The organism is Pseudomonas sp. Au-Pse12, from assembly GCF_021341665.1.
Taxonomy (GTDB): domain Bacteria; phylum Pseudomonadota; class Gammaproteobacteria; order Pseudomonadales; family Pseudomonadaceae; genus Aquipseudomonas.
In genome coordinates, this window is the sequence record NZ_JAJTTH010000006.1 from 15502 (window position 1) to 39166 (window position 23665).

At 63.5% G+C, this 23665-nt stretch carries 22 protein-coding genes; 8 read left to right on the top strand and 14 right to left on the bottom strand.

Translation table 11 applies throughout. The annotated features are described in order from the left end of the window. Positions 1–136: 136 nt before the first annotated feature. From ureE to LXM55_RS17755, 5 genes are all read left to right on the top strand, one after another. Entirely contained in the window at positions 137–637 is a 501-nt protein-coding gene (gene ureE / locus LXM55_RS17735) for an urease accessory protein UreE (protein WP_233321539.1), read from the top strand. Beyond that, positions 634–1308, top strand: coding sequence for an urease accessory protein UreF (locus LXM55_RS17740; protein WP_233321540.1), 675 nt, complete (start codon positions 634–636; stop codon positions 1306–1308). Before ureE ends, LXM55_RS17740 begins: the two co-directional genes overlap by 4 nt. A 23-nt stretch (positions 1309–1331) precedes the next feature. Continuing rightward, positions 1332–1946, top strand: coding sequence for an urease accessory protein UreG (ureG, locus tag LXM55_RS17745; protein ID WP_233321541.1), 615 nt, complete (start codon positions 1332–1334; stop codon positions 1944–1946). 36 nt (positions 1947–1982) lie between these two features. Then, positions 1983–2555 carry a HupE/UreJ family protein gene (locus tag LXM55_RS17750; protein WP_233321542.1) on the top strand — a complete coding sequence of 191 codons (573 nt, stop codon included), beginning with the start codon at positions 1983–1985 and terminating at the stop codon, positions 2553–2555. Between the two features lie 164 nt (positions 2556–2719). Further along, positions 2720–3859 carry an AGE family epimerase/isomerase gene (locus LXM55_RS17755; protein ID WP_233321543.1) on the top strand — a complete coding sequence of 380 codons (1140 nt, stop codon included), beginning with the start codon at positions 2720–2722 and terminating at the stop codon, positions 3857–3859. 70 nt (positions 3860–3929) lie between these two features. Here LXM55_RS17755 and LXM55_RS17760 read toward each other — a convergent pair whose 3' ends face one another. The 13 genes from LXM55_RS17760 to amaB form a co-directional block, all read right to left on the bottom strand. Then, positions 3930–4835, bottom strand: a complete 906-nt coding sequence (locus tag LXM55_RS17760; RefSeq protein WP_233321544.1) for a cation diffusion facilitator family transporter — start codon at positions 4833–4835, stop codon at positions 3930–3932. A 222-nt stretch (positions 4836–5057) separates the two neighbouring features. Then, the gene (locus tag LXM55_RS17765; RefSeq protein ID WP_233321545.1) at positions 5058–5819 is read right to left on the bottom strand and encodes an SDR family oxidoreductase; all 762 of its coding nucleotides are present in this window, start codon (positions 5817–5819) and stop codon (positions 5058–5060) included. Between the two features lie 44 nt (positions 5820–5863). Further along, positions 5864–7087: a TerC family protein gene (locus LXM55_RS17770; RefSeq protein WP_233321546.1), complete on the bottom strand. Its 1224-nt coding sequence runs from the start codon at positions 7085–7087 to the stop codon at positions 5864–5866. A gap of 38 nt (positions 7088–7125) precedes the next feature. Beyond that, positions 7126–8406, bottom strand: coding sequence for an NRAMP family divalent metal transporter (locus LXM55_RS17775; protein WP_233321547.1), 1281 nt, complete (start codon positions 8404–8406; stop codon positions 7126–7128). Continuing rightward, positions 8378–9259, bottom strand: coding sequence for a protease modulator HflC (gene hflC / locus LXM55_RS17780; RefSeq protein ID WP_233321548.1), 882 nt, complete (start codon positions 9257–9259; stop codon positions 8378–8380). Before hflC ends, LXM55_RS17775 begins: the two co-directional genes overlap by 29 nt. Further along, positions 9256–10287 (bottom strand): FtsH protease activity modulator HflK, encoded by a 1032-nt coding sequence (gene hflK / locus LXM55_RS17785; protein ID WP_233321549.1) that lies wholly within the window; start codon positions 10285–10287, stop codon positions 9256–9258. The genes hflC and hflK overlap by 4 nt, the downstream gene beginning before the upstream one ends. An 899-nt stretch (positions 10288–11186) precedes the next feature. Continuing rightward, positions 11187–11903, bottom strand: coding sequence for an ABC transporter ATP-binding protein (locus LXM55_RS17790; RefSeq protein ID WP_016967871.1), 717 nt, complete (start codon positions 11901–11903; stop codon positions 11187–11189). Beyond that, positions 11900–12772: an ATP-binding cassette domain-containing protein gene (locus LXM55_RS17795; RefSeq protein WP_233321550.1), complete on the bottom strand. Its 873-nt coding sequence runs from the start codon at positions 12770–12772 to the stop codon at positions 11900–11902. Before LXM55_RS17795 ends, LXM55_RS17790 begins: the two co-directional genes overlap by 4 nt. After that, positions 12769–14064, bottom strand: coding sequence for a high-affinity branched-chain amino acid ABC transporter permease LivM (livM, locus tag LXM55_RS17800; RefSeq protein WP_233321551.1), 1296 nt, complete (start codon positions 14062–14064; stop codon positions 12769–12771). The genes LXM55_RS17795 and livM overlap by 4 nt, the downstream gene beginning before the upstream one ends. A 2-nt stretch (positions 14065–14066) precedes the next feature. Then, the gene (locus LXM55_RS17805) at positions 14067–14981 is read right to left on the bottom strand and encodes an ABC transporter permease subunit (protein WP_011058967.1); all 915 of its coding nucleotides are present in this window, start codon (positions 14979–14981) and stop codon (positions 14067–14069) included. Between the two features lie 161 nt (positions 14982–15142). Then, a complete protein-coding gene (locus LXM55_RS17810) occupies positions 15143–16279 on the bottom strand; it encodes a branched-chain amino acid ABC transporter substrate-binding protein (RefSeq protein ID WP_233321552.1) in 1137 nt (378 codons plus the stop codon). 364 nt (positions 16280–16643) lie between these two features. Beyond that, the gene (gene amaA / locus LXM55_RS17815) at positions 16644–17927 is read right to left on the bottom strand and encodes an L-pipecolate oxidase (RefSeq protein WP_233321553.1); all 1284 of its coding nucleotides are present in this window, start codon (positions 17925–17927) and stop codon (positions 16644–16646) included. Between the two features lie 87 nt (positions 17928–18014). Next, the gene (gene amaB / locus LXM55_RS17820; protein ID WP_325169902.1) at positions 18015–19505 is read right to left on the bottom strand and encodes an L-piperidine-6-carboxylate dehydrogenase; all 1491 of its coding nucleotides are present in this window, start codon (positions 19503–19505) and stop codon (positions 18015–18017) included. A gap of 171 nt (positions 19506–19676) precedes the next feature. Between amaB and LXM55_RS17825 the strand changes: the two genes are divergently transcribed. From LXM55_RS17825 to nadE, 3 genes are all read left to right on the top strand, one after another. Continuing rightward, on the top strand, positions 19677–20582 hold the full coding sequence (locus tag LXM55_RS17825; protein ID WP_233321555.1) for a LysR family transcriptional regulator: 906 nt from the start codon (positions 19677–19679) through the stop codon (positions 20580–20582). A 102-nt stretch (positions 20583–20684) separates the two neighbouring features. After that, entirely contained in the window at positions 20685–21899 is a 1215-nt protein-coding gene (gene pncB, locus LXM55_RS17830; protein WP_233321556.1) for a nicotinate phosphoribosyltransferase, read from the top strand. Positions 21900–21902: 3 nt separating this feature from the next. After that, a complete protein-coding gene (nadE, locus tag LXM55_RS17835; protein WP_233321557.1) occupies positions 21903–22730 on the top strand; it encodes an ammonia-dependent NAD(+) synthetase in 828 nt (275 codons plus the stop codon). Positions 22731–22883: 153 nt separating this feature from the next. On the opposite strand, the gene azu is transcribed toward nadE, so the two are convergent. Further along, positions 22884–23330 carry an azurin gene (gene azu, locus LXM55_RS17840; protein WP_011058960.1) on the bottom strand — a complete coding sequence of 149 codons (447 nt, stop codon included), beginning with the start codon at positions 23328–23330 and terminating at the stop codon, positions 22884–22886. Positions 23331–23665 lie beyond the last annotated feature (335 nt).

Genomic DNA, 23665 nt, shown 5'->3' on the forward strand with positions numbered 1-23665 from the left:
TTGTAACAATATAAAACAAGGTTTTGCCCCTTTTTCAGGCGCAGCTCCACATCGAGAAAGGGTTTTTCCTCTCCTCCGAGTGATTGGCAAGGCCCTTGCTCTGGCTTGTGCATCGCTCATAGCTGGAAGCTTTCCGATGCTGGTGATCCACCGCAGAACCGCCCCCCACGCCACCTGGTCCGCCGAGCTGCACCTGACTTACGAGGCCCGCAGCAAAAGCCGCCTGCGCTGTTTCAGTGCCGAGGGCGAAGACGTCGGCCTGTTTCTGGAGCGTGGCCAGCCGCCGCTGCACGACGGCGAGTTTCTTGAAGCCGAGGACGGGCGCATCGTCAAGGTCTGCGCCCGCCCGGAAACCCTGCTGCACGTCACCTGCCGCAATGCCTTCGAACTGACCCGCGCCGCCTATCACCTGGGCAACCGCCACGTGGCCCTGCAAGTGGGCGACGGCTGGCTGCGCCTGCTCGACGACTACGTGCTCAAGGCCATGCTCGAACAGCTGGGCGCCAGCACCGACACCATCGAAGCGCCGTTCCAGCCCGAGCACGGCGCCTATGGCGGCGGCCACCATCATTCGCGCCACGGCGATGAAGACTTCAACTACCCGCCGCGCCTGCATCAGTTCGGCGTCCGCCCATGAACCCGGCCTGGGCCCTGTTGCGCCTGGCCAGCCCGCAGTTGCCGATTGGCGGCTACAGCTATTCCCAGGGCCTGGAGATGGCCGTGGAACAGCTGCGCGTGCATGACCCGGACAGCGCCCGCCGCTGGATCGGCGACCAACTGCTGCTGAACCTGGCGCGCTTCGAAGCGCCACTGTTGCTGGCCCACTGTCAGGCCGCGGCCGATCAGGACTGGCCCCGGCTGCAACAACTGTGCGAGGCGCACCGGGCCAGCCGCGAAACCCGCGAGCTGTACCAGGAAAGCCGGCAGATGGGCTATTCCCTCAAGCAACTGCTGGAAGGCCTGCCGGAACTCGACACTGGCGCCCGGGCGCTGCTGGCCGACCAGGAAGAACCGCACCTGGCCCTGGGCTGGGCCCTGGCCGCCCGCGCCTGGGGGATCAGCCCCGATGACGCCCTGGCCGCCTGGCTCTGGAGCTGGCTGGAAAACCAGCTGGCGGTGCTGATGAAGACCCTGCCCCTGGGCCAGCAGGCCGCCCAACGCCTGACCAGCGAGCTGCTGCCTTTGTTGCAGCAGGCCCAGCACCACGCCGCGAACCTTGACCCCAACCATCATGGCAGCGCCGCTTTCGGCCTGTCCCTGGCGAGCATGGCCCACGAGCGCCAGTACAGCCGCCTGTTCCGTTCCTAGGGCCTCTTACTTTGGAGAATCACATGAACTCACAACCTCTGCGCGTCGGCATCGGCGGCCCGGTGGGCTCCGGCAAAACCGCCCTGACCCTGGCCCTGTGCCTGGCCCTGCGCGAACGCTACAACCTGGCGGTAGTGACCAACGATATCTACACCCGCGAGGATGCCGACTTTCTGGTGCGCAACCAAGCCCTGGCGCCAGAACGGATCATCGGCGTGGAAACCGGCGGCTGCCCGCACACCGCGATCCGCGAAGACGCCTCGATCAACCTGGAGGCGGTGGACCAGCTGAACCGGCGCTTTCCCGGGCTCGACCTGATCCTGGTGGAGTCCGGCGGCGACAACCTCTCGGCCACCTTCAGCCCCGAACTGTCGGACCTGACCATCTACGTGATCGACGTTTCCGCCGGCGACAAGCTGCCGCGCAAGGGCGGCCCGGGCATCTGCAAATCCGACCTGCTGGTGATCAACAAGATCGACCTGGCGCCGCTGGTGGGCGCCTCTCTGGAAATGATGAACAGCGACACCCAGCGCATGCGCGGCGGCAAACCGTTCGTCTTCAGCAACCAGAAGACCGGCCAGGGCTTGCAAGACATCATCGCCTTCATCGAACGCCAGGGCCTGCTGACGGCGGCCTGACCCCCTATTCCCACCCGCTCAACAAGGAAGCCACCCATGACCTTCAAGCGCATTCTCGGGGCCCTGGCCCTGCTGCTGACCCCGGCCCTGGCCTTCGCCCACCCGGGCCATGGCGACAACGGCCTGCTGGCCGGTATCAGCCACCCCATCGGCGGCCTCGACCATCTGCTGGCCATGCTCGCCGTCGGCCTGTGGGCGGCGCAGCAGCAAGGCGCGGCGCGCTGGGCGCTGCCCTGCACCTTCGTCGGCACCATGCTGCTCGGTGGCGTGCTGGGCTTCGAGGGGCTGAACCTGCCGGCCCTGGAAAGCGGGATTGCCGCCTCGGTACTGGCCTTGGGCCTGGCCGTGGCCCTGGCCGTGCGTCCGCCGCTGAGCCTGGCGCTGGCCGCCACCGCGCTGTTTGCCCTGTTCCATGGCGTGGCCCATGGCCTGGAGCTGCCGGACATGTCCAGCCCCTGGACCTACGCCGCCGGCTTTGTCGCGGCCACCGCGGCCCTGCATGCCGCCGGTTATGCCGTAGTGCGGGTCTTGCCCCAGGCGGCCGCGCCGCTGGTACGCGTGGCCGGTGCGGCGTCGGCCGCCACAGGCGTGTGGTTGCTGGCAGGCTGAGCCCTGCCCGCCTCTGCAGAAGCCGGCTGGCCGGCGAAGGCGGTCTTGCGGGCCGCGTTCGCTGGCCAGCCAGCTCCTGCTGGGATCATTGGCGGGCAAGCCGCCTTGCGGGGCTTCTCTGGTAACATGTCGCGCACTCAAACCTGCCGTGACGACGCCAGCCAATGCCCGATGTATCCCGCTCCGCCTCCTGCCCTGAATCGAGCGCCCGATTCAACGCCGTACAGCAGCATTTCCATGAGGTGATCGTGCCCCTGTGGCAGGGCCCGGGCTGGAATCCGCAGCTGGCACTGCCCTACGAGGCGCTGGACGCCGAGCATCGGCCGTTGCCACCACAGCGCTATCGGGCCATGGCCTGCGCCCGTCAGCTGTATGTGTTTTCGCAACTGATCGGCGATGCCGCCGCGCCCTTTGCCGAGGAGCGCGCCGCCGCGCTGTTCCGCTCCTTGCAGCGGCATTTCCACGACGCCGAGCACGGTGGCTGGTTCTACAGCATCGACCCCCAGGGCGCACCGCTGGACCGGCGCAAGGACCTCTACACCCACGCGTTTATCCTCTTTGCCTGCGCCCACTACTGGGCCAAGGTCCGCGAACCGCTGGTGGAATCGGTGCTCAATGCCGCCCTGGAAGTGGTGGCCCGGCGCTTTGCCCGCGGTGACGGCCTCTACGAAGCCAGCCTCGACCAGGACTGGTCGCTGCTGGGCTGCGGCCCGCTGCAGAATCCGTTGATGCACCTGGCCGAAGCCTTCCTCGCCACCCTGGCGGTCCGTGAGGACCAGGCCGTGCAAGCCGCGCTGCTGACCCTGTGCCAGGCCATGCAGCAGCACTTCATCGAGCCGCAGCACGGGGTGATGATGGAGAAACCGCTGGGAGCTGTGGATAACTGGTTCGAGCCCGGGCACCAGTTCGAGTGGTACTTCCTGCTCGCCTCGTCCCCCCTGCTGCGTGGCAGCGCCCTGCACCAATCGCTGGAGCGGGCTTTCGCCTTCACCGAACAGCGTGGCGTCGACCCAAAAAGCGGCGCCGTCTGCGCCATGCTCGAACTGCAGCCCCAGGCCAGCGTCAAGGACGCCACCCAGCGCATCTGGGCCCAGGCCGAATACCTGCGCGCGCTGACCCTGCGCGCGGACGGCCAGGCCGCCCTGCAACGCCAGTTGCAGGCGTTGCAAGAGCACTTCCTGCACGCCGGCGGCTGGCATGAATGCCTGGATGCCAGCGGCGCGGTCAGCCGGCGGGACATGCCGTCGACCACGCCTTATCACCTGGCGACCTGCTATCGCGGGCTGGCGAACTACTTCGCCTGAAACCTCTCGCCGGCTAGCCGCCTCCGACAACACCGCGCAGGAGCCGGCTTGCCCGCGAACAGCCCACCGATCAAGCAATCCACTTGCGATCCCCGGTAAAGCTGATGGTCAGCCAGCGCGCGGCATCGGCCTGGCCCAACTGGCTGGAAATCTCCTCGCGCAAGCGGTCCAGGGTCGCCACATCCCGCAGCGGATAATCCGCTGGCAGGACAATGTGGATCTCGATGAATCGCGCCCGCCCGTGCTTCTGCACGTAGGTGATGTAGTCATCGAAACCATGGGCCAGCTTGGCCTTCTCCATCACGCTGCGAACCTTCTCGTCCAACTGGTCCGGGGCGATCCCCAGCACATCGCGCAGGGCCGGCCGCAGGATCTTCAACGCCGGCGGCAACATGCTCAGGGCCAGCAGGATGAGGATCGCCGGGTCGACATACACCGCCCACTCGCCATGCCCGTACTGCTTGAGCAACAGGGCGATGACGAAGCTCACCAGCAGCCCCACCGAGAGCATCGCGTCCACCAGCCAACTGATGTTGTCGAACTGGATCAGCGACGATTTGAGCCTGCGGTTACGCCGACGCACATAGAAGAAGTACGCGAACTCGGCGACGGCGAAAAACCCTGCGTAGAAGATCACCAGCCCCAGCTCGACCTCGCGGCCGCCATTGATGATGCCGAACACCCCATTGAGGAAGGCGTAGATCGCGATCAGCATCAGGAAGCTGCCTTCGATCAGCAGCACCATCGGTTCCAGGTGCCAGAAGCCGAACTGGAAACGCTGGTTGCTTTCCTTGGCGATCAGCTTGGCGGTGATCAGCATCAGGACCTTGATGAAGGTGGCGATCAGGGAAAAAAATCCATCGAACAGGATGGATTGGGCGCCAGAAACAAACCCCGTGACGATTCCGGCGATCGCCACGATGAACATCAATACAGTCGATTGTTTGAGCAGAGACTGCTCACCTCGGTTACTCACGATTCCTCCTATCGAACTTCAAAAACACCGCCTCGTATGAGGCTGCAATGAAATTTCGGGGCGGAATTCTACCTTGCCACGCCTGGCTTCAAGCTGAAACGAATCAGCTTATGTGTTTCCGAGTACAACCATAGTCGCTGCCAAGCCATGGCGAGGCTGCGAGCGCCGAGGTCTTGCGAACGCAAGAGGGCCTGGCGGCCCTGTCGCAGCCTGCGGCAGCGGCTACACCTTGCGCTCGATGGCGAAACCGGCCCAGGTCTGGCTCACCGGCATCAGCTCCAGGCTGTTGATGTTGATGTGGGCCGGGGTATTCAGGACCCAGAAGATGGTCTCGGCGATGTCTTCGGGCTGGATCGGCTCGGCGCCGGCGTAAGTGGCGTCATAACGCGCCTGATCACCGGCGAAACGCACCAGGGAGAACTCGCTTTCGCACAGACCCGGCTCGATGTTGGTCACTCGTACGCCAGTGCCCTGCAGGTCGCAGCGCAGGTTCAGGGAGAACTGTTTGACGAAGGCCTTGCTTGCGCCATAGACGTGGCTGCCCGGGTACGGGTAGTTGCCGGCGATCGAGCCCAGGTTGACGATACCGGCGCCCCGGCCATGGGCGATCAGCCGCGGCAGCAGCAGGCGGGTGCTGTACATCAGGCCCTTGATGTTGGTGTCGACCATGGTGTCCCAGTCATCCAGGTCGCACTTGGGCGCCGGGTCGACCCCCAGGGCCAGGCCGGCATTGTTGATCAGGCCGCGCAACTTGCCGAAGGACGCTGGCAGGTTGGCGATGGCGGTTTCCATGGCCTTGCGGTCGCGCACGTCGAGCACCAGGCCGTGCACGTCGGTCTGCTTGGAGAGCTCCGCGCACAGCGCGTTGAGGCGCTCCTCGCGGCGGCCGGTGAGCACCAGCGACCAGCCGGCCTGGGCAAAGCGCCGAGCGCAGGCTTCGCCAAAACCGGACGTCGCGCCCGTAATGAACAGTGTGGAAGTCATGGTGTTCTCCTTGCTGGGTGGCGAGCCGCCATTGAAATGAAAAATCAGGGCGCCAACGTACACGCAATCTGCGCAAAGCTGCCACCGTTGAGAGTCACTACCGTAGCGCTGGTTTTCTCAATCTGGGTGGGTGGCGTCAAATGCAGGTCATGGGCCGCATTTTGCGGGTTCTGCCAGAGGATTTCTTTGTAGCGAACATAGCCGACGGCCTCGCCGCCGCCGTTCACCAGCCGCACCGAGCTGCCGCCAGGGCGGTAGTACAAGGTAGCGGTGGCGCCGTCGCATTGATAGACATTGTCCCTATGCGGCGAGGGCAACAGACTCCCGGCAAGCCCGCCAATCAGGCCATAGAGCAAGCCACACAACAGCAGCGTCAAGGCCAGGCCGGCCAGCACCCGCAACACTCCGCCAGAAGCCGGGAACCTGCGGCCGGCGAGCGCTGGCGCCACGACCACATCGCCCTCTGCGGCAAGCGGCTGCGGAGCCTGCATTGGTGACCTGGCGAGCGCTGCCACAGGCACGGCAGGATCGGGCACGGAGCTCGCCTGCGGGGTCGGTTCAAGCTCACGCAGAGGCCTGGGCAGGCTCACTCGCCGCTGGCGAATGATCCGTGATTGCAGCAGAACAAAAGCCGCCAACGACAAGGGCAACACTTGATTCAGCGCGGGCGACTGGCTGTTGAGCCAGTCGACCAACACTGGATCGGATACCGCAATGCTCCCCGCGACATATCCCAGCAGGCCTCCGCCGCCCCATACCAGCCAGGGCTGGGTGCCCATCAACCGGGTCAGTTGCAGGCTGCCAAACATCAACAACGGCACACTCAGCAGCAGCCCCAGCAGCAAATAGAACACTTGCCCTTGGGTCACTGCCGCCAGGCCGACCACGTTGTCCATGCTCATCACCAGATCGGCGATCAGTACAGTCAGCACTGCACCGCCCAGGGTCTGTGGCGCAGCAGCGGCCCCGGCGCTCTCGTCCTGCGCATCCTCATCGCACAGCAGGCGCAAGGCAATCACCACCAGCAACAAGGCGCCAATCAGCTTCAACCAGGGCACCAACAGCAGCCAGCCGGCCAAGGTGGTCAGCAATACCCGCAAGATGATGGCCGCGCCCATACCGATCATGATTGCCCGACGCGCCTGCTCGGGGGGCAGGCCACGACAGGCCAGGGCAATCACCAGCGCGTTGTCGCCGGACAGGATCAGGTCCAGCAGCAGCACCTGGAACACCATGCTCAAGGCGTACAGCGCACCATCAAACAACATGCGACAACACCCCTGGCAGAGAAATTCTGCTCACGTTCTCACCCCAGCACGCCACTCAAGGCGGCATAAAGACCCAGCCCGCCCGTCAGGATGAAGGTGACGAGCACCAGCACGCCATAGGGTCCACGCAAGCGCAGTTTCGCCGGCAACACATTGCGCGCCAGCAGCAGCAACAACAGCAACATCAGCGGAATCAACAGGCTGTTGAGTACCCCCACCGCCAGCGACAAACGGATCAGATCGATCCCTGACCCAACCAGCAGTGCACCGGCAATCAGCAGCATCGCGAAGGCGCCATAGAACCAGGGGGCGTCCAACGGATGCTGCTCCAGGGAGTGCCGCACGCCCAGTGCCTCGCCCATGGCCCAGACCGCACTCAGGCAGACCACAATGGTCGCCACCAACGCCCCGCCGGCCAAGCCGACGACAAACACCGCCTGGCCCCAGGTCGGCCCGATCAGTGCCCCGAAGGCCTCGCCGATCTGGGCAATGCTCGAAAGCCCGCCCCCCTGGCCGCCGAGGGTGGCGGCTGCGGCGATGATGATCGCCGTCGTCAGCACCTGGCAAAATAGCGTACCCAGCAAGGTATCCAGGCGCGCCAGGCGCAAGTGGTGCGGGCCCAGGCCTTTGTCCACCAGAGCCGACTGTTGGTAGAACAGGGTCCAGGGCATCACGCTGGTGCCCAGGTTGGCCGCCACCAGGTACAGATAATCGGGATCGTTGAGGGGGCTCTGCCGTAACTCATGCAGCATCTGCTGCAGATCAGGATGAGCCTTGTACGCCATGACCAAAAAAGCCAGGCCGAACAAGCCGACCAGCAGGGTGATGCGCTCCACCGATCGATAGGAGCCGGTCAACACCATGGTCAGGATAAACAGCACCAGGGTCACCAGGATCGGCCATGGCGCGACGCCGAACAGGCTACCGGCCCCCACCAGGCCACTGATTTGCGTCAGCAGCGCCCCCGAGCAACTGAGCAGCAATACTAGCGCCGAAGCCATCGCCAGCCCGCCGCCCCAGCGCTGACGCACCAGCTCCACATAGCCCTGGCCGGTACATAACCCCAGACGCACGGTCAGCTCCTGAGCCATGAACATCAGCGGCACCAACAGCAGTTGCAGCAACAGCAGCCGATACCCCCACTGTGCTCCGCTCTGCGCGGCAGTGATGACGCTGCCGGCCTCGGTGTCGGCCATCATCACCACCAGCCCGGGGCCCAGTGCTGCCAGCAGACGGCGCAGACGAGGTATCAAGGGCGCGCGCTCTGGTATCCGCCCTTGAATGCTCATGTCATTGCGCGCGCTGGGCGGTCGGGCCATGACGGAACTGCTTGAGGAACTCCGCATCGGGGCTCAGTACCAGCATCGGCTGGCTCTCGGCCATGGATTGCCGATAGGTCTGCAGGGAACGGTACAGCCTGTAAAACTCCGGGTCCTTGCTGAACGCGGCCGACAGGATCCGGTTCGCCTCAGCGTCCGCTTCGCCATGAGTGATCGCCGACTGGCGCTGGACTTCGGATAACAGCACCGTGCGGTCGCGGTCGGCCTTGGCTTGAATCTGTTGCGCCCACTCGAAGCCCTGGGCCCGCAACTCCTTGGCCTCGCGCTGACGCTCGGACTTCATGCGCTCGTAGATCGCCTGACTGGCTTCCAGTGGCAGGTCCGCACGGTGCAGCCGCACCTCCGTCACCTCGACCCCCAGTGCCCGAGCCTTGTCGGCCACGTCCTGCTCGATCACCGATACCGCCTGCTGGCGAGCCGGCGACAACAACGAACGCAGGGAAATCTCCCCCAGAGTGCGGCGCAAGGAGGAGCTGACCATCTGCGTCAGCTGGGCGTTGGCCTGCTCCAGAGTGCCTACCGCCTGGTAGAAACGCAGCGGATCGCTGACGCGAAAGCGCGTGTAAGTGGCGACCTCTATCCGCTTCTGATCACCAAGGATCACCTGCTCGGAGGCAGGCACGAGGGTCTGCAGGCGGCTGTCGTAAAACACCAGCGAATCACTGAAGGGCACCTTGAACTTGAGCCCCGGCTCGCCTGCAACGCCCATCGGAGCTCCGAAGCGGATGATCAGCGCCTGCTGCGACTCATCGACCACATACGCCGACGCCGCCAGCAACCAGAGAGCGGCCACGGCCAGGCCCAGCCCGAGCCACTTGAATGAGCGGTTCATGGTCGAGGGTCCTTCTGTGCGGGTTTGCCTGGGTCATTGAGCGGCATGTAAGGCACCACACCGGACATACCCTTGCCGGAAGTATCGATGATGACCTTGGAAGCCTTCTTCAGCACTTCGTCCATGCTTTCCATATACAAGCGCCAGGCGGTGACATCCTTGGCCTGTGCATAGCTGGCGTAGACCGAGAGAAACCGCTTGGCCTCGCCCTCTGCCAGGTTGGCGACCTGCGACTTGTAGGCTTCGGCCTCCTGGGCGATCCGCGCCGCGTCGCCACGGGCTCGCGGGATCACATCATTGGCATAGGCTTGCGCTTCGTTGCGGGCCCGCTCCTGATCAGCCCGGGCTCGCTGCACGTCGTTGAACGCATCAATGACCTGGGGAGGCGGATCGACCCGCTGCAATTGCACCTGGGTCACCAGTATCCCGGCTTGCTCACGGTCCAACAGCTGCTGTAGCAGATCACGGGTTTCGTCGGCGATCTGTGCACGCTTGTCCGACATCACCGACTGTATCGGCGTACGAGCAATGACCTCGCGCAATGCACTCTCGGCAGCCAGTTTCACTGAACGCTCTGGATCGCTGATCTGGAACAGATACAGGCGCGCGTCCTTGATACGCCAGAACACTGTGCAGTCGGCTTCGACGATGTTCTCGTCGCCAGTGAGCATCTGCTTGTCCCGCGAACCGCTGGCGGAGGCGCTCTGCAGAACCGCACTGCCCAGTTGCAGCTGATTGACTTGGGTGATCTTGGGTAACAGTACCCGCTCGATGGGGTACGGCAGGTGGTAGTGCAGCCCCGGCTCGGCGGTCTGCTGCCAGCGTCCAAAGCGCAGCACGATGCCCTGCTCGTCTGGCTGGACCTTGTAGATCCCGGAGCTGGCCCAGAGCAGCAGGAACAATCCGCCGAACAATGCCAACCCACGCCCGCCGAGATCCAGCAAGGCCAAGCGATAGGCAATCCGCTCACGCAGCCGCAGCAGAGGGCTTGCGGGCCTGACGGGAACAAACGCGGAACTATCGGTCATGCCATTGCTCCAGATCGGCAGATGACGCCCCAGGGGGCGCCAAGGCGCGCAGAATACCCGAAGCCATATCCCCATTCATAGAGGGGTTATAGCGGGTCGTTGGATAAAAAATACTCATCCTTCTCCGCGCCTTGCAGGCTCTGGTCTGCAGCCATATGCACGCACCTTATCCACAGGCCGGTCCACAGTCTTTGGGGGCAAGTGCACAGCTCGAAAAGCCGCTGTGTACAGGGCCTGCAGCCGATCATGTGAAGTTTTTTGCTTGACCCGCAACAGCTGTCCATGCAGCCGCGGCCGAAAAAGATGACCGCACGGTCAAAGTGCATAACGCCAGAGGCCAGTAACCACGCCGCTCAGAGCCGTCTTTCCAGAGTTTAGTCACAGACTTATCCACAGGCTTATCCAGCCCTTTTAGCGGGTCCGGCTGCGACAATAAAAAGGTTGACAACGGCCTCTTCGAGCCGCCCAAAAAACCCTGATCAAAAAACGCACAACCGTCTGAAAGCCACGTAAATCAAGGCCTTCAGCCAGCTACTCCCACGTTACCCACAGCCCGCTCCACAGCAAACGGGGACAAGTCAAAACGGTGGAAAAACAACTGTTTGCAGCGTCTTTATGCCGCGCTTTGCCAGCTTGCAAATAAGGTTGTCCACAATTGTCCGACGTGACCGCCCATCTGCGAACGCACGCTTGCCCATGCACGCACCAAGCGCGCGCTAAATACGTAGGTGCCGGCTTGCCGGCGAACCCCGAACGCACAACCGCCTCTGAACAAGCGGCCATGGGGATGGGGCGTTTCGCTGGCAAGCCAGCACCGACACGGCGGGCGGGATGCTGTGGATAAAAAATGCCCCGGCGGCGCGGGCCGGCGGGGCATGGTTTATCCACAGAGCGGGCGGTCAGTGACCGCCCAGGTAAGCGTTGCGCACCTCCTCGTTGACCAGCAGCTCCTTGCCGGTGCCACTGAGGCGGATCTCGCCGTTGACCATCACGTAGGCGCGGTCCGACAGTTTCAGCGCGTGGTTGGCGTTCTGCTCCACCAGGAAGATGGTCATGCCGGTGGCCGCCAGCTCCCGCAGGGTGGCGAAGATCTGTTTCACCACGATCGGCGCCAGCCCCAGGCTCGGCTCGTCCAGCAGCAACAACTTGGGCCGGCTCATCAGCGCCCGGGCAATGGCCAGCATCTGCTGCTCACCGCCGGACATGGTCATGGCCCGCTGGGTACGCCGCTCCTTGAGCCGTGGAAACAGCTCGAACATGCGCTGCATGTCCTCATTGGCGTACTTGTCGCCAATCGGGATGGTGCCCATCAGCAGGTTTTCTTCCACGGTCATGTCAGGAAACACCCGGCGCCCCTCCGGGGACTGGGCGATGCCGTTGGAGGCGATGTAGTGGGACGACTTGTGGGTGATGTCCACACCGCGATAGAGGATCTGCCCGGACTCCGCCCGGGGCTGGCCGAAGATCGACATCAGCAGGGTCGATTTACCGGCGCCGTTGGAGCCGATCAGGCTCACGGTTTCCCCTTCGTTGATGTGCAGCGAGACTTTCTTCAGGGCCTGGATCGGGCCGTAGTACACGTCCAGGTCCTTGAGTTCGAGGATAGGTTGGCTCATACCAGCTCCTCTTCATCGGCACCCAGGTAGGCGGCGATCACCTTCGGATCGTTGCGGATTGCCTCCGGTCCGCCTTCGGCGATCACGTTGCCGTGGTCCAGCACCACGATGTGGTCGGAAATACTCATCACCATGCCCATGTCGTGTTCAATCAGCACCACGGTCAGATCGTGCTCGTCGCGCAGCAGCCGGATCATCGCGCTCAGCGCTTCGGTTTCCTGAGGGTTGAGGCCGGCGGCCGGTTCGTCGAGGCAGATGATCTGCGGCCGGGTGCACATGGCCCGGGCGATCTCCAGGCGCCGTTGCTGGCCGTAGGACAACTCGCCGGCCAGGCGGTTGGCGCAGTCCACCAGGTCCACCACTTCCAGCCAGTAGAAGGCGTGGTCCAGGGCGGCGCTTTCCGCCTTGCGGTAGCCCTTGGTGTTGAGGATGCCGGACAGCAGGTTGCGATTGACCCACATGTGCTGGGCCACCAGCAGGTTCTCCACCACGGACATTTCCTTGAACAGGCGAATGTTCTGGAAGGTCCGCGCCAGCCCGGCCCGGTTCACCAGGTGGGTGCCGCCGAACATCTTGTAGTACAGGCGGCTGGCGAAGCTTTTCGGCGACACGAAGTCGGTGGGGCTAAACGGCTCGCCCAAGAGCTTGATGACGTTGGTCTGCTGGCCCCGGGTATTGAGCTCGATGCGCCCGCCGGAAGCCTTGTAGAAACCGGTCAGGCAGTTGAACACCGTGGTCTTGCCGGCGCCGTTGGGGCCGATCAGGGCGAAGATCGAGTTGCGCTTGACCTTCAGGCTGACGTCGCTGAGGGCCTTGATGCCGCCGAAGTGCATCATCAGGTTCTCGACCGAAAGAATGTATTCGCTCATGGCGCGTTCCCCTCAGTCAGAGCACCTTTGCGTGGCGTCACCCCGGTACGGCTGATGCGGATCAGCCCTCGCGGTCGCCAGATCATCATCAACACCATGAGGATGCCGAACAGCAGCACCCGGTATTCGGAGAAGCTGCGCAGCAGCTCCGGTGCCACGGTCAGCACAAAGGCCGCAATCACCACGCCCACCGTGGAGCCCATGCCACCCAGCACCACGATGGCGAGGATCAGCGCCGACTCGAAGAAGGTGAACGAGGACGGGTTGACGAAGCCCTGGTAGCTGGCGAAGAACACCCCGGCCAGGCCGGCGGTGGAAGCACCGATGGTGAACGCCGAGAGTTTCACCAGCACATGGTTCAGGCCCATGGCGCGGCAGGCGATCTCGTCTTCACGCAAGGCTTCCCAGGCCCGGCCTACGGGCATGCGGGTCAGCCGGTGCTTGATGTAGAGCACCAGCAGCACCACCAGGAACAGCACGATGTAGATGAACAGGAACTTCAGGTTGGGGTTGTATTCCAGGCCGAAGAATTCGTGGAACGGCACCCCGCCGTCCTTGGCCTTGCGGCCGAACTCCAGGCCGAAGATGGTCGGCGATGGCACCGGCATGCCGTTGGGGCCGCCGGTGAAGGACAGCCAGTTGTTGAGTATCAGGCGGATGATCTCGCCAAAACCCAGGGTCACGATGGCCAGGTAGTCGCCGTGCATCCGGAGCACCGGGAAGCCCAATATGCACCCCGCCAGCGCCGCGGCAATCGCCGCCAGGGGCAGCACGGTCCAGAAGCCCAGGCCCAGGTACTGGTAACCCAGGGCCAGGCCGTAGGCGCCGATGGCATAGAACGCCACGTAACCCAGGTCCAGCAGCCCCGCCAGGCCCACCACGATGTTCAGCCCCAGGCCCAGCAGCACGTAGATCAGCCCGAGGATGACCACGGTCAGCAGGTACTTGTTGGCGAAGAACGGGAACACGATGGCGATCACGATCAGCGCCGGGATGATCCAGCGCAGCCGCGACTTGTAGTCCGGCGCCAGCACATGCACCCCGGAACCGGTGGTCTCGAAGCCCTGGAGAATCTTCAGGCCCTTGGGGGTTTGCAGGAACAGGCTCAGGGCCAGGCGGCCGGCCATGACGATCGCCACCAGCCACGCCACGCGGGTCGGTTGCAGGTTGAAGCTGTAGCCATCGAGCACCACGCCCACGATGGGACCGAACACGATCAGCGAGATCAGCCCGGCGAGCACGGCGTCGATGACGCTCTTCTTGATATCAATCGGTTTATTGGCAGCAGACATACTTATACCTTCGCCACGAGTGGGCGACCCAGCAGGCCTTGGGGACGGAAGATCAGGATCAGCACCAGCAGCGAGAAACTGAACACGTCTTTGTAGTCGGAGTTGATCAAGCCGGAGAACAGCGACTCGGAGATCCCGAGGATGATCCCGCCGAGCATCGCCCCGGGCAGCGAACCGATGCCGCCGAGCACCGCCGCGGTGAACGCCTTGATGCCGATCACGAAGCCGGCATAGAAGTCGAAGGTGCCGTAGTTCATGGTGATCAGCACCCCGGCCAGGGCCGCCATGGCCGCGCCGATGACGAACACGTAGGAGATCACCCGGTCAGTATTGATGCCGAGGATCGAGGCCATCTTGCGGTCTTGCTGGGTGGCCCGGCACATGCGCCCCAGCTTGGTGTACTTGATGATGTAGGTGAGCAGCGCCATGCCGGCGAACGCCGCCACCAGGATGAAGATCTTGGTGTAGGTGAGCTGCACGAAGCCTGTGCCGATATCGACTTTCCAGGCCCCGGCCAGCAGGGTCGGAACCCCTTGCTGCTTGGCGCCCTGGCTGATCTGCGCGTAGTTCTGCAGGATCAGCGAGATACCGATGGCACTGATCAGCGGCGCCAGACGGGTGGAGTTGCGCAAGGGTTTGTAGGCCACGCGCTCGATCACCCAGCCATAGATCCCGGTCACCACGACGGTGAAGATCAGCGTGCCGAGAATGAGTAGCGGGAAGGATTCAATGCCGAAGTAGGCCAGCAGAGCCAGACTGATTGCCGCGAGGTAAGCGGAAATCATGTAAACCTCGCCGTGGGCGAAGTTGATCATGCCGATGATGCCATAGACCATTGTGTAGCCGATGGCGATCAGACCGTAGACAGACCCGAGGGTCAGTCCATTGATCAGTTGCTGCAGAAAAATACCATCCATAACGCAATCTCACGGACTTGAGAGACTGCACAGGCCGTTGACGCCGGACAGGGATCACCCGTCTGCGCAACACGTCCGTTGTGCAGCTCTACGAGAAAAGGCAAGTACTGCACGAGCATGGACCGGCATCAGGGGGTGATGCCGGCCCGTACGGACTCATGTCACTTCTGTTTTTCCAGCTGGTGGTACTTGCCGTCCTTGTCCCATTGATAGACCACGTAGTCGGAGATCTTCAGGTCGCCCTTGGCGTCCCAGGACTTCTCGCCCATCACGGTTTTCACCGGATTGGCCTTGAGCCACTTAGCGGCGTCTTCGCCCTTGTTGGATTTGGCGCCGTTGAAGCCGGCGGCCAGGGCCTGGACCGAGGCATAGGCGTACAGGGTGTAGCCTTCAGGCTCGGTGCCGGCCTTGCGGAAAGCATCCACCACGGCCTTGCTGTCGGGCAGCAGGCGTGGGTCGGCGCCGAAGGTCATGTACACGCCGTCAACGTATTGCGGACCGCCAGCGGTGGTCACCAATTCGTCGGTCACGATGCCGTCGTCGGACATGAACTTGACATCCTTCAGGCCCTGCTCGCGCAACTGGCGTACCAGCGGACCGGCTTCGGGGTGCAGGCCGCCGAAGTACACCACGTCGGCGCCGGCGGCGCGGATCTTGGTCACCACGGCGCTGAAGTCCTTCTCGCCACGGGTCAGGCCCTCGTACAGCACCGGGGTCACGCCACGCTTGGTCAGCTGCGCCTTGGTGGCATCCGCCAGGCCCTGGCCGTAGGTGTCCTTGTCGTGCAGCACCACGACTTTCTTGCCCTTGAGCACGTCGACGATGTAGTCGCCGGCGACGATGCCCTGCTGGTCGTCACGCCCGCACATACGGAACATCGCGGACAGGCCACGCTCGGTGACCTGCGGGTTGGTGGAGCCCGGGGTGATGGCAATCACGCCCGCGTCGCTGTACACCTCGGAAGCCGGAATGGTCGACGAGGAGCAGAAGTGCCCGACCACGCCGGCGACCTTGTCCTGGTCCACCAGGCGGTTGGCCACCGCCACCGCCTGCTTCGGTTCGCAGGCGTCGTCGCCCTTGACCAGGACGATCTTCTCGCCGTTGACCCCGCCCTTGGCGTTGATCTCGTCAGCCGCTGCCTGTGCACCCTTCATGTACTGCTCGCCAAATGCCGCATTGGCGCCTGTCATGGGACCCGCTACGCCGATCTTCACGTCGGCTTGAGCAAACGCAGAAACACCCAGCGCAGTTGCCACTGCGAGGGCCAGAAAGCCTTTCTTGTAAAACGTCTGGGACATGAGGTGGTGCTCCAAGGTTTTTTTAGTTGGCACTGCGACTTCACTAGGATTGCTCAGAGCAAGCGCCGTGCCAGTGGTTTTTTATTCTGAAAAAAGTCGCTGTCTTATTGTTATTTCGACTGTTTCGAGCCCTTTTTTATTGGGCGTGCAACCGTCTAAACCGCGGAAGGTGAAACCCTGCTTTTTAATGGGCGCAACCCATGCGTGCCATCATTGCAACCGCGACACAATTCAACGTGCAACCCTGCTGTAACAGCTCGCGTCACCGAACTGCACACTGCTGGTGCAGGACTGCTACGAGCCGCACCATTACAGGCTAGTCGCTGCATCGAAAAGCGTCGTCTGCGGCTAAATATTTCCTTGTTCAGATCACGATTCGCAGGCATTGGCCCGCGTGGTAGAGGGAGAAACCGGCCTCGTACAGGCAACTGCGCAAGCCCACCCCGGCCAAGGGCTGCATGGGTGCGAAGGGAATCGGCAGGGCTTGCGGATCACCGTTGCACAGGTAGTCGGCGAAGGCCTTGCCGACCACGGTTCCGGTGGTCACCCCACGGCCGTTGTAACCGGTGACGGCCACCAGCCCGGGCGCCGGTTCGAACAGGCGCATCAGATGGTCGGGGGTGAAGGCGATGCAGCCGGTCCAGGTGCATTCCCATTCGACCGGCTTGAGGTAGGGGAAGTAATGCTGCTGAACCCGATCGGCCCAGGCCTTGAGGAACCACAGGGGCTTCTGATTGCCGTTACCCAGGCTGCCGAGCAGCAAGCGACCTTCGGCATCGCGGCGAATGCTGCTGAGCACCTGGCGGGTATCCCAGGAGCCCTGGCCTCCCGGCAGAATCTGCTGCGCCGCCTCTTCGCTCAGGGGCGCGGAGGCCACCTGATAGTAATAGCCGGGGAAGAAGTTACGCCGCAGTTCAGTCCAGTCGCCTTCGGTGTAAGCGTTGGAGGCGATCACCACCTGCTCGGCCAGCACCGAACCCTGCCCGGTCTGCACCGACCAGCGCTGGCCCTGACGCTCCAGGCGGGTGACCGGGGAGTGGTCGAACAGCTGGCCACCGAGCTTGACCGCGGCCTCGGCCAGCCCAGTGGTGTAGGCCATCGGGTTGAGGGTGCCGGCGCGCCGGTCGAGCAGCGCCGCGGCGATTTTCCGAGTGCCGGTGGCGCGCTCACAGGCAGCGCCGGTCAGCAGCTCCACCGGCGCACCACGGCGTTTCCATTGTTCCTCGCGACTGCGCAGGTCAGCCTCGCCACGAGCGTTGTGAGCCATGTGCAAGGTGCCTTCGCGACGCAGCTGGCAATCGATCTGGTACTTGTCCACCAGGCTGAACACCAGGGACGGCGCGGCGCCGAGCATGCGGTTGAGCTGGCTGCCCACCTGCTCGCCGAAACCGGCTTCGATCTCGTCCGGGGGGATCCACATGCCGGCGTTGACCAGCCCGACGTTGCGCCCCGAACCGCCCTGCCCCGCGCGATGGGCCTCGACCACACAGACCCGCTTGCCCTGCTCCAGCAGGTGCACCGCCGCCGACAGCCCGGTAAAGCCGGCACCGATGATGCACACGTCCGCCGTCAGCTCGCCCTTGAGCGGCGCCCTGTCAGGCCGTTGCGGGGTCAGTTTTTCCCATAGACATTGCTCTTGTAGCGCCATAGGTACTCCTAACGGAGCAGTGGCGAGCCGCAAGCTTCAAGCGGCAAGCAGGTTCGCTTGCCGCTTGTGGCCTACAGCTTGCCGCTGCTATTCAAAACTGATGCCCTGGGCCAGTGGCAGCTCCCGGGAGTAGTTGACGGTGTTGGTCTGGCGCCGCATGTAGCCACGCCAGGCATCAGAACCGGATTCGCGACCGCCGCCGGTTTCCTTCTCGCCACCAAAGGCCCCACCAATCTCCGCGCCACTGGGGCCGATGTTGACGTTGGCGATGCCGCAGTCGCTGCCCACCGCCGACATGAACTGCTCGGCCTCACGCACGTCGGTGGTGAAGATGCAGGAGGACAGCCCCTGGGGCACGGCGTTGTTCAGGCGCAGGGCTTCTTCGAAGTCGTTGTAGCCGATCACATAGAGGATCGGGGCGAAGGTTTCGCTGCACACCACGTCGCTCTGCTCGGGCATTTCGACGATGGCCGGCGACACGTAGTAGGCGTTGGGGAAGGTGTCCTGCAATTGGCGCTGGCCACCGAAAACCCGGCCGCCCTCGCTCAGGGCCTGTTCCAGGGCGTCTTGCATGGCCTCGAAACTGTGCTTGTCGATCAGCGGGCCGATCAGGTTGCCTTGCAGCGGGTGGCCGATGCGCACCTTGGAATAGGCGGTCTTGAGGCGGCTGATGATTTCTTCCTTCACCGACTCATGGGCGATCAGCCGGCGCAACGTGGTGCAACGCTGGCCGGCGGTGCCGACGGCGCTGAACAGGATGGCGCGCACGGCCATGTCCAGGTCGGCGCTCGGGCCGAGGATCATGGCGTTGTTGCCCCCCAGTTCGAGGATGCTGCGGGCAAAGCGCGCGGCAACCTTGGGCGCCACTTCGCGGCCCATGCGGGTGCTGCCGGTGGCGCTGATCAGGGCCACGCGCGGATCGTCCACCAGGGCGGCGCCAGCGTCACGCCCGCCGATGATCACCTGGCTCAGGTACGCGGGCGCATCCTGGAAATTCTTCAGCACACGCTCCAGCAGGGCCTGGCACGCCAGGGCGGTGAGCGGGGTTTTCTCCGAGGGCTTCCAGATCACCGAGTTGCCGCAGACCAGCGCCAGGGCGGTGTTCCAGGCCCAGACCGCGACCGGGAAGTTGAAGGCGCTGATCACCCCGACAACCCCCAGGGGATGCCAGGTTTCACGCATGTGGTGGCCCGGGCGCTCGGAGGCGATGGTCAGGCCGTAGAGCTGGCGCGACAGGCCCACGGCGAAGTCGCAGATATCGATCATCTCCTGCACTTCCCCCAGGCCTTCCTGGGTGATCTTGCCGGCCTCCCAGGACACCAACTCCCCAAGGTCCGCCTTGTGCTCGCGCAGCACCTCACCGAACTGCCGCACCAACTCGCCACGACGCGGGGCCGGTACGTTGCGCCAGAGGGCGAATGCATGCTCTGCGCGACTGACCTGCTGCTCCACCTCGGCGGCGCCCTGCCAGTTCACCGCGGCGATCCGGCTGCCATCGATGGGCGAATGCACAGGCTGGGAGCCCGACTGGTACAGCGCCGGGTTGACACCCAGACGATCAAGCAATGCGGCAACCATGGGGTTACTCCTTACAGATGAAAGCGAAAGATCCCGACCGCTGCGACGGCCATCAAGGCTAGTAGTTGTAGCTGGCCCGAGACTTGCCAACAAACGACCTTTAAGCGAGATATCATTCCGTTTATTCATGCTGCGCCGCTTTCTCGCGCCGATAAGAACAAGGACCACCCCATGCTCAACAAACGCTACCTGCCGTCGATCACCGCCCTGCAGTGCTTCGAGGCCGTGACCCGGCACCTGAGCTTCACCCGCGCGGCCGAGGAACTCAACCTGACCCAGAGCGCGGTGAGCAAGCAGGTGGCGCAACTGGAAGAACTGCTGCAGCACCTGCTGTTCCGCCGGGTGCGGCGCCGCCTGCAGCTGACCCCAGCCGGCGACCTGTACCTGGTGGAGGTCCGCAAGATCCTCACCCAGGTGGAGATGTCCACCCATTACCTGCGCTCCTACGGCGGCGAGACCGAAGTGCTGCGGGTGTCCACGCCCTACACCTTCGGTGCCCGCTGGCTGGTGCCGCGCCTCAAAGGCTGGCGCCTGCGCCACCCGCACATCCACCTGGACCTGTGCAACGAGCAGGAGCCGGACGAACTGCTCCAGGGCCACGCCGACCTGGCGTTCTACTTCGGCCAGGGCGCGCGCCCCGGCACCGAAAGCCTGAAGCTGTTCAGCGAGGAACTGGTGGCGGTCTGCGCCCCGGACAGCCTGCCCGCCGAACCCTTGACCGACCCTCGGCAACTGACCGAGTTGGTATTGCTGCAAAACGCCTCGCGCCCCCAGGGCTGGCACGAATGGTTCGAACAGCAGGGCTATCAGACCGAACACAGCTATCACGGCCCGCGCTTCGAAACCTTCTATATGTGCATCCGCGCCGCCCAGGTCGGTTGTGGCGTGGCGCTGCTGCCGCGCTTCCTGGTGGAAGAGGAACTGGCCGAGGGCAAGCTGGTGATCGCCTGGAAATACGCCATGCCCAGCCAGGACGCCTACTACCTGGCCTACCCCGAACACTCGGCGGAAGTGCCCAAGGTCCGCGACTTCGTGCGCTGGATGCTCGAACATAACGACGCCCCTCACCCGCCGTGAAAAAACACTGGCAAAGCGCCGGGCGTCTATGCGCCACTAGCGCCTTCATTGAAAGAGCTGAAGCCGCCGCTGTCCGTCGCGGCCAGTATGGAGATTCCCGTTATGAGCGAGAGTGTGTTTGCCGATCGCATCGTGCAGAACCTGCTCGACACCGACTTCTACAAACTGACCATGATGCAGGCGGTGCTGCACAACTATCCCAACGTGGAAGTGGAATGGGAGTTTCGTTGCCGTAACAGCGAAGACCTGCGGCCGTACCTGGCAGAGATCCGCTACCAGTTCGAGCGCCTGGCGGAACTGAGCCTGAGCGCCGACCAACTGGGCTTTCTCGAACGCATCAGCTTTCTCAAGCCGGACTTCCTGCGCTTTCTCGGGCTGTTCCGCTTCAACCTGCGCTACGTGCACACCGGCATCGAGGACGGCGAGCTGTTCATTCGCCTGCGCGGCCCCTGGCTGCACGTGATCCTGTTCGAAGTGCCGATGCTGGCCATCATCAGCGAAGTGCGTAACCGCTACCGTTACCGCGAGATCCAGTTGGTGCAGGCCCGCGAGCAGCTGTACCGCAAGTTCGACTGGCTGACCGAAAACGCCAGCAGCGAGGAACTGTCCGAGCTGCAAGTGGCGGATTTCGGCACCCGCCGACGCTTTTCCTACCGGGTTCAGGAAGAAGTGGTGAACGTGCTCAAGCACGATTTCCCCGGGCGTTTTGTCGGTACCAGCAACGTGCACCTGTCCCGCGAACTGAACATGAAGCCCCTGGGCACCATGGCCCACGAATGGATCATGGCCCATCAGCAACTGGGGCCACGGCTGATCGACAGCCAGATCGCCGCCCTCGACTGCTGGGTCCGCGAATACCGCGGCCTGCTGGGCATCGCCCTGACCGACTGCATCACCACCGATGCCTTCCTCGGCGACTTCGACCTGTTCTTTGCCAAGCTGTTCGACGGCCTGCGCCACGACTCTGGCGACCCGATCCTCTGGGCGGAAAAAGCCATCGCCCACTACCACAAACTGGGCATCGACCCGATGAGCAAGACCCTGGTGTTCTCCGACAGCCTGAGCCTGCCGCGCTCCCTGGAAATATTCCGCGCGCTGCGCGGCCGGATCAACGTCAGCTTTGGCATCGGCACCAACCTGACCTGTGACATTCCCGGTGTCGAGCCGATGAGCATCGTGCTTAAAATGGCCGCCTGCAATGGCCAGCCCGTCGCCAAGATCTCCGATGAAGCGGGCAAGACCCATTGCAAGGATCCGAACTTCGTCGCTTACTTGCGCCACGTTTTCCAAGTACCAGCCCAACCTGGCAAGGAGTGAATCATGCAAGCCGTACAGCGTGAGATTGCGCAGCAGCTCAAGGTCCAAGCACCTTTTTCCGACCACGCCGCCCTGGAGGCGGAAGTCGCCCGACGCATCGGCTTTATCCAGGACTGCCTGGTCAATTCCGGGCTCAAGTCCCTGGTGCTGGGCATCAGCGGCGGCGTCGACTCACTGACCGCCGGCCTGCTGGCCCAGCGCGCGATGCGTGAACTGCGCGAACGCAGCGGTGACGACAGCTACCGCTTCATCGCGGTGCGCCTGCCCTATGAAACCCAGTTCGACGAACACGACGCCCAGGCCTCGGTGGATTTCATCAACCCCGACGAACGCCACACGGTGAACATCGGCCCGGCGGTCAAGGCCCTGGCCAGTGAAGTGGCGGCCTTCGAAGGGCAGCACGCGGTGTCCCGGGACTTCGTCCTCGGCAACACCAAGGCGCGGATGCGCATGGTCGCCCAGTACACCATCGCCGGCGCCGCCCACGGCCTGGTGATCGGCACCGACCACGCCGCCGAAGCGGTGATGGGCTTCTTCACCAAGTTCGGTGACGGCGCCTGCGACCTCGCGCCCCTGAGCGGCCTGGTGAAGAACCAGGTGCGTTCCATTGCCCGCTATTTCGGCGCGCCCGAATCCCTGGTGGAAAAAGTGCCGACCGCCGACCTTGAAGACCTATCGCCGGGCAAGCCGGATGAAGCGTCCCATGGCGTCACCTACGCCGAGATCGACGCCTTCCTGCACGGCCAGCCGGTGCGCGAGGAAGCCTTCAAGATCATCTGCGACACCTACCGCAAGACCCACCACAAGCGCGTCATGCCCTTCGCCCCATGACCCGCCACGCCCTGTAGAGCCGGCTTGCCGGCGAACGGGCCGGGTGATGCGGCACAAGGCTCAAGGGCCTCTTCGCGGGCAGGTTCGCAGCGACAGGCACGCACAAAAAAAGCGCCCCTCGGGGCGCTTTTCTGTTGCTGCCGGGCCTGATGCTTACTTCAGGACCACAGCGCCTTTCATCATCGAGTTGTGGCCTGGGAACGAGCAGAAGAACTGGTAGCTCTCGCCAGCAGTCAGCTTCGATACGTCGAAGGTCACCGAATCTTTCTCGCCGGCACCGATGATCTTGGTGTGGGCGATGACGCGGGTGTCGCCTTCCTTCAGGTAGCTCTTGTCGATGCCGGCAGCCATGCCGTCGGTGGCGATGCCAGCCATGTCTGCGGTCTTGCTCAGTACCCAGTTATGCCCCATGACGTTCTTCGGCAGGCTGCCGGAGTGGGTCAGGTTCACAGTGAAGGTCTTGCAGCTCTTGTCGATGGTGATTTCCTTAGTGTTGAAGGACATCTGGTCGGTAGAGTCGACATCGACCTTGCATTCGGCGGCCATCAATTGGCTGCTGGCCAGTGTCAACAGGGATACCGCAACGAGTTTGGCAAACATGGTGAATCTCCAAGGCAGGGTTAACAAAATCCATCTGAATCCATGGGACCGAAGACTGCCTGAATTTCTCGCAAGTTCCTATGATTTGCATCAAAAAACTGTATACAACTCTCTGCTATCGGGCCGATCAAGACAATCAACCGGCCCGCGTCATGGCACGCGCCTAGAATCGGCCCGTCATCCCTTCTCGGAGTCACCCGCATGCCGTTCAACAGCCTGTTTCGCAGCTTGCTCGCCGCCTACGCCTGCGGCGCCAGCGGTACCTATGAAACCCCGCAGCGGGAGGTTTAATGCTTGGAGCACGCTCGGCGAGCCTTTACTCTGAGCCCATCAAT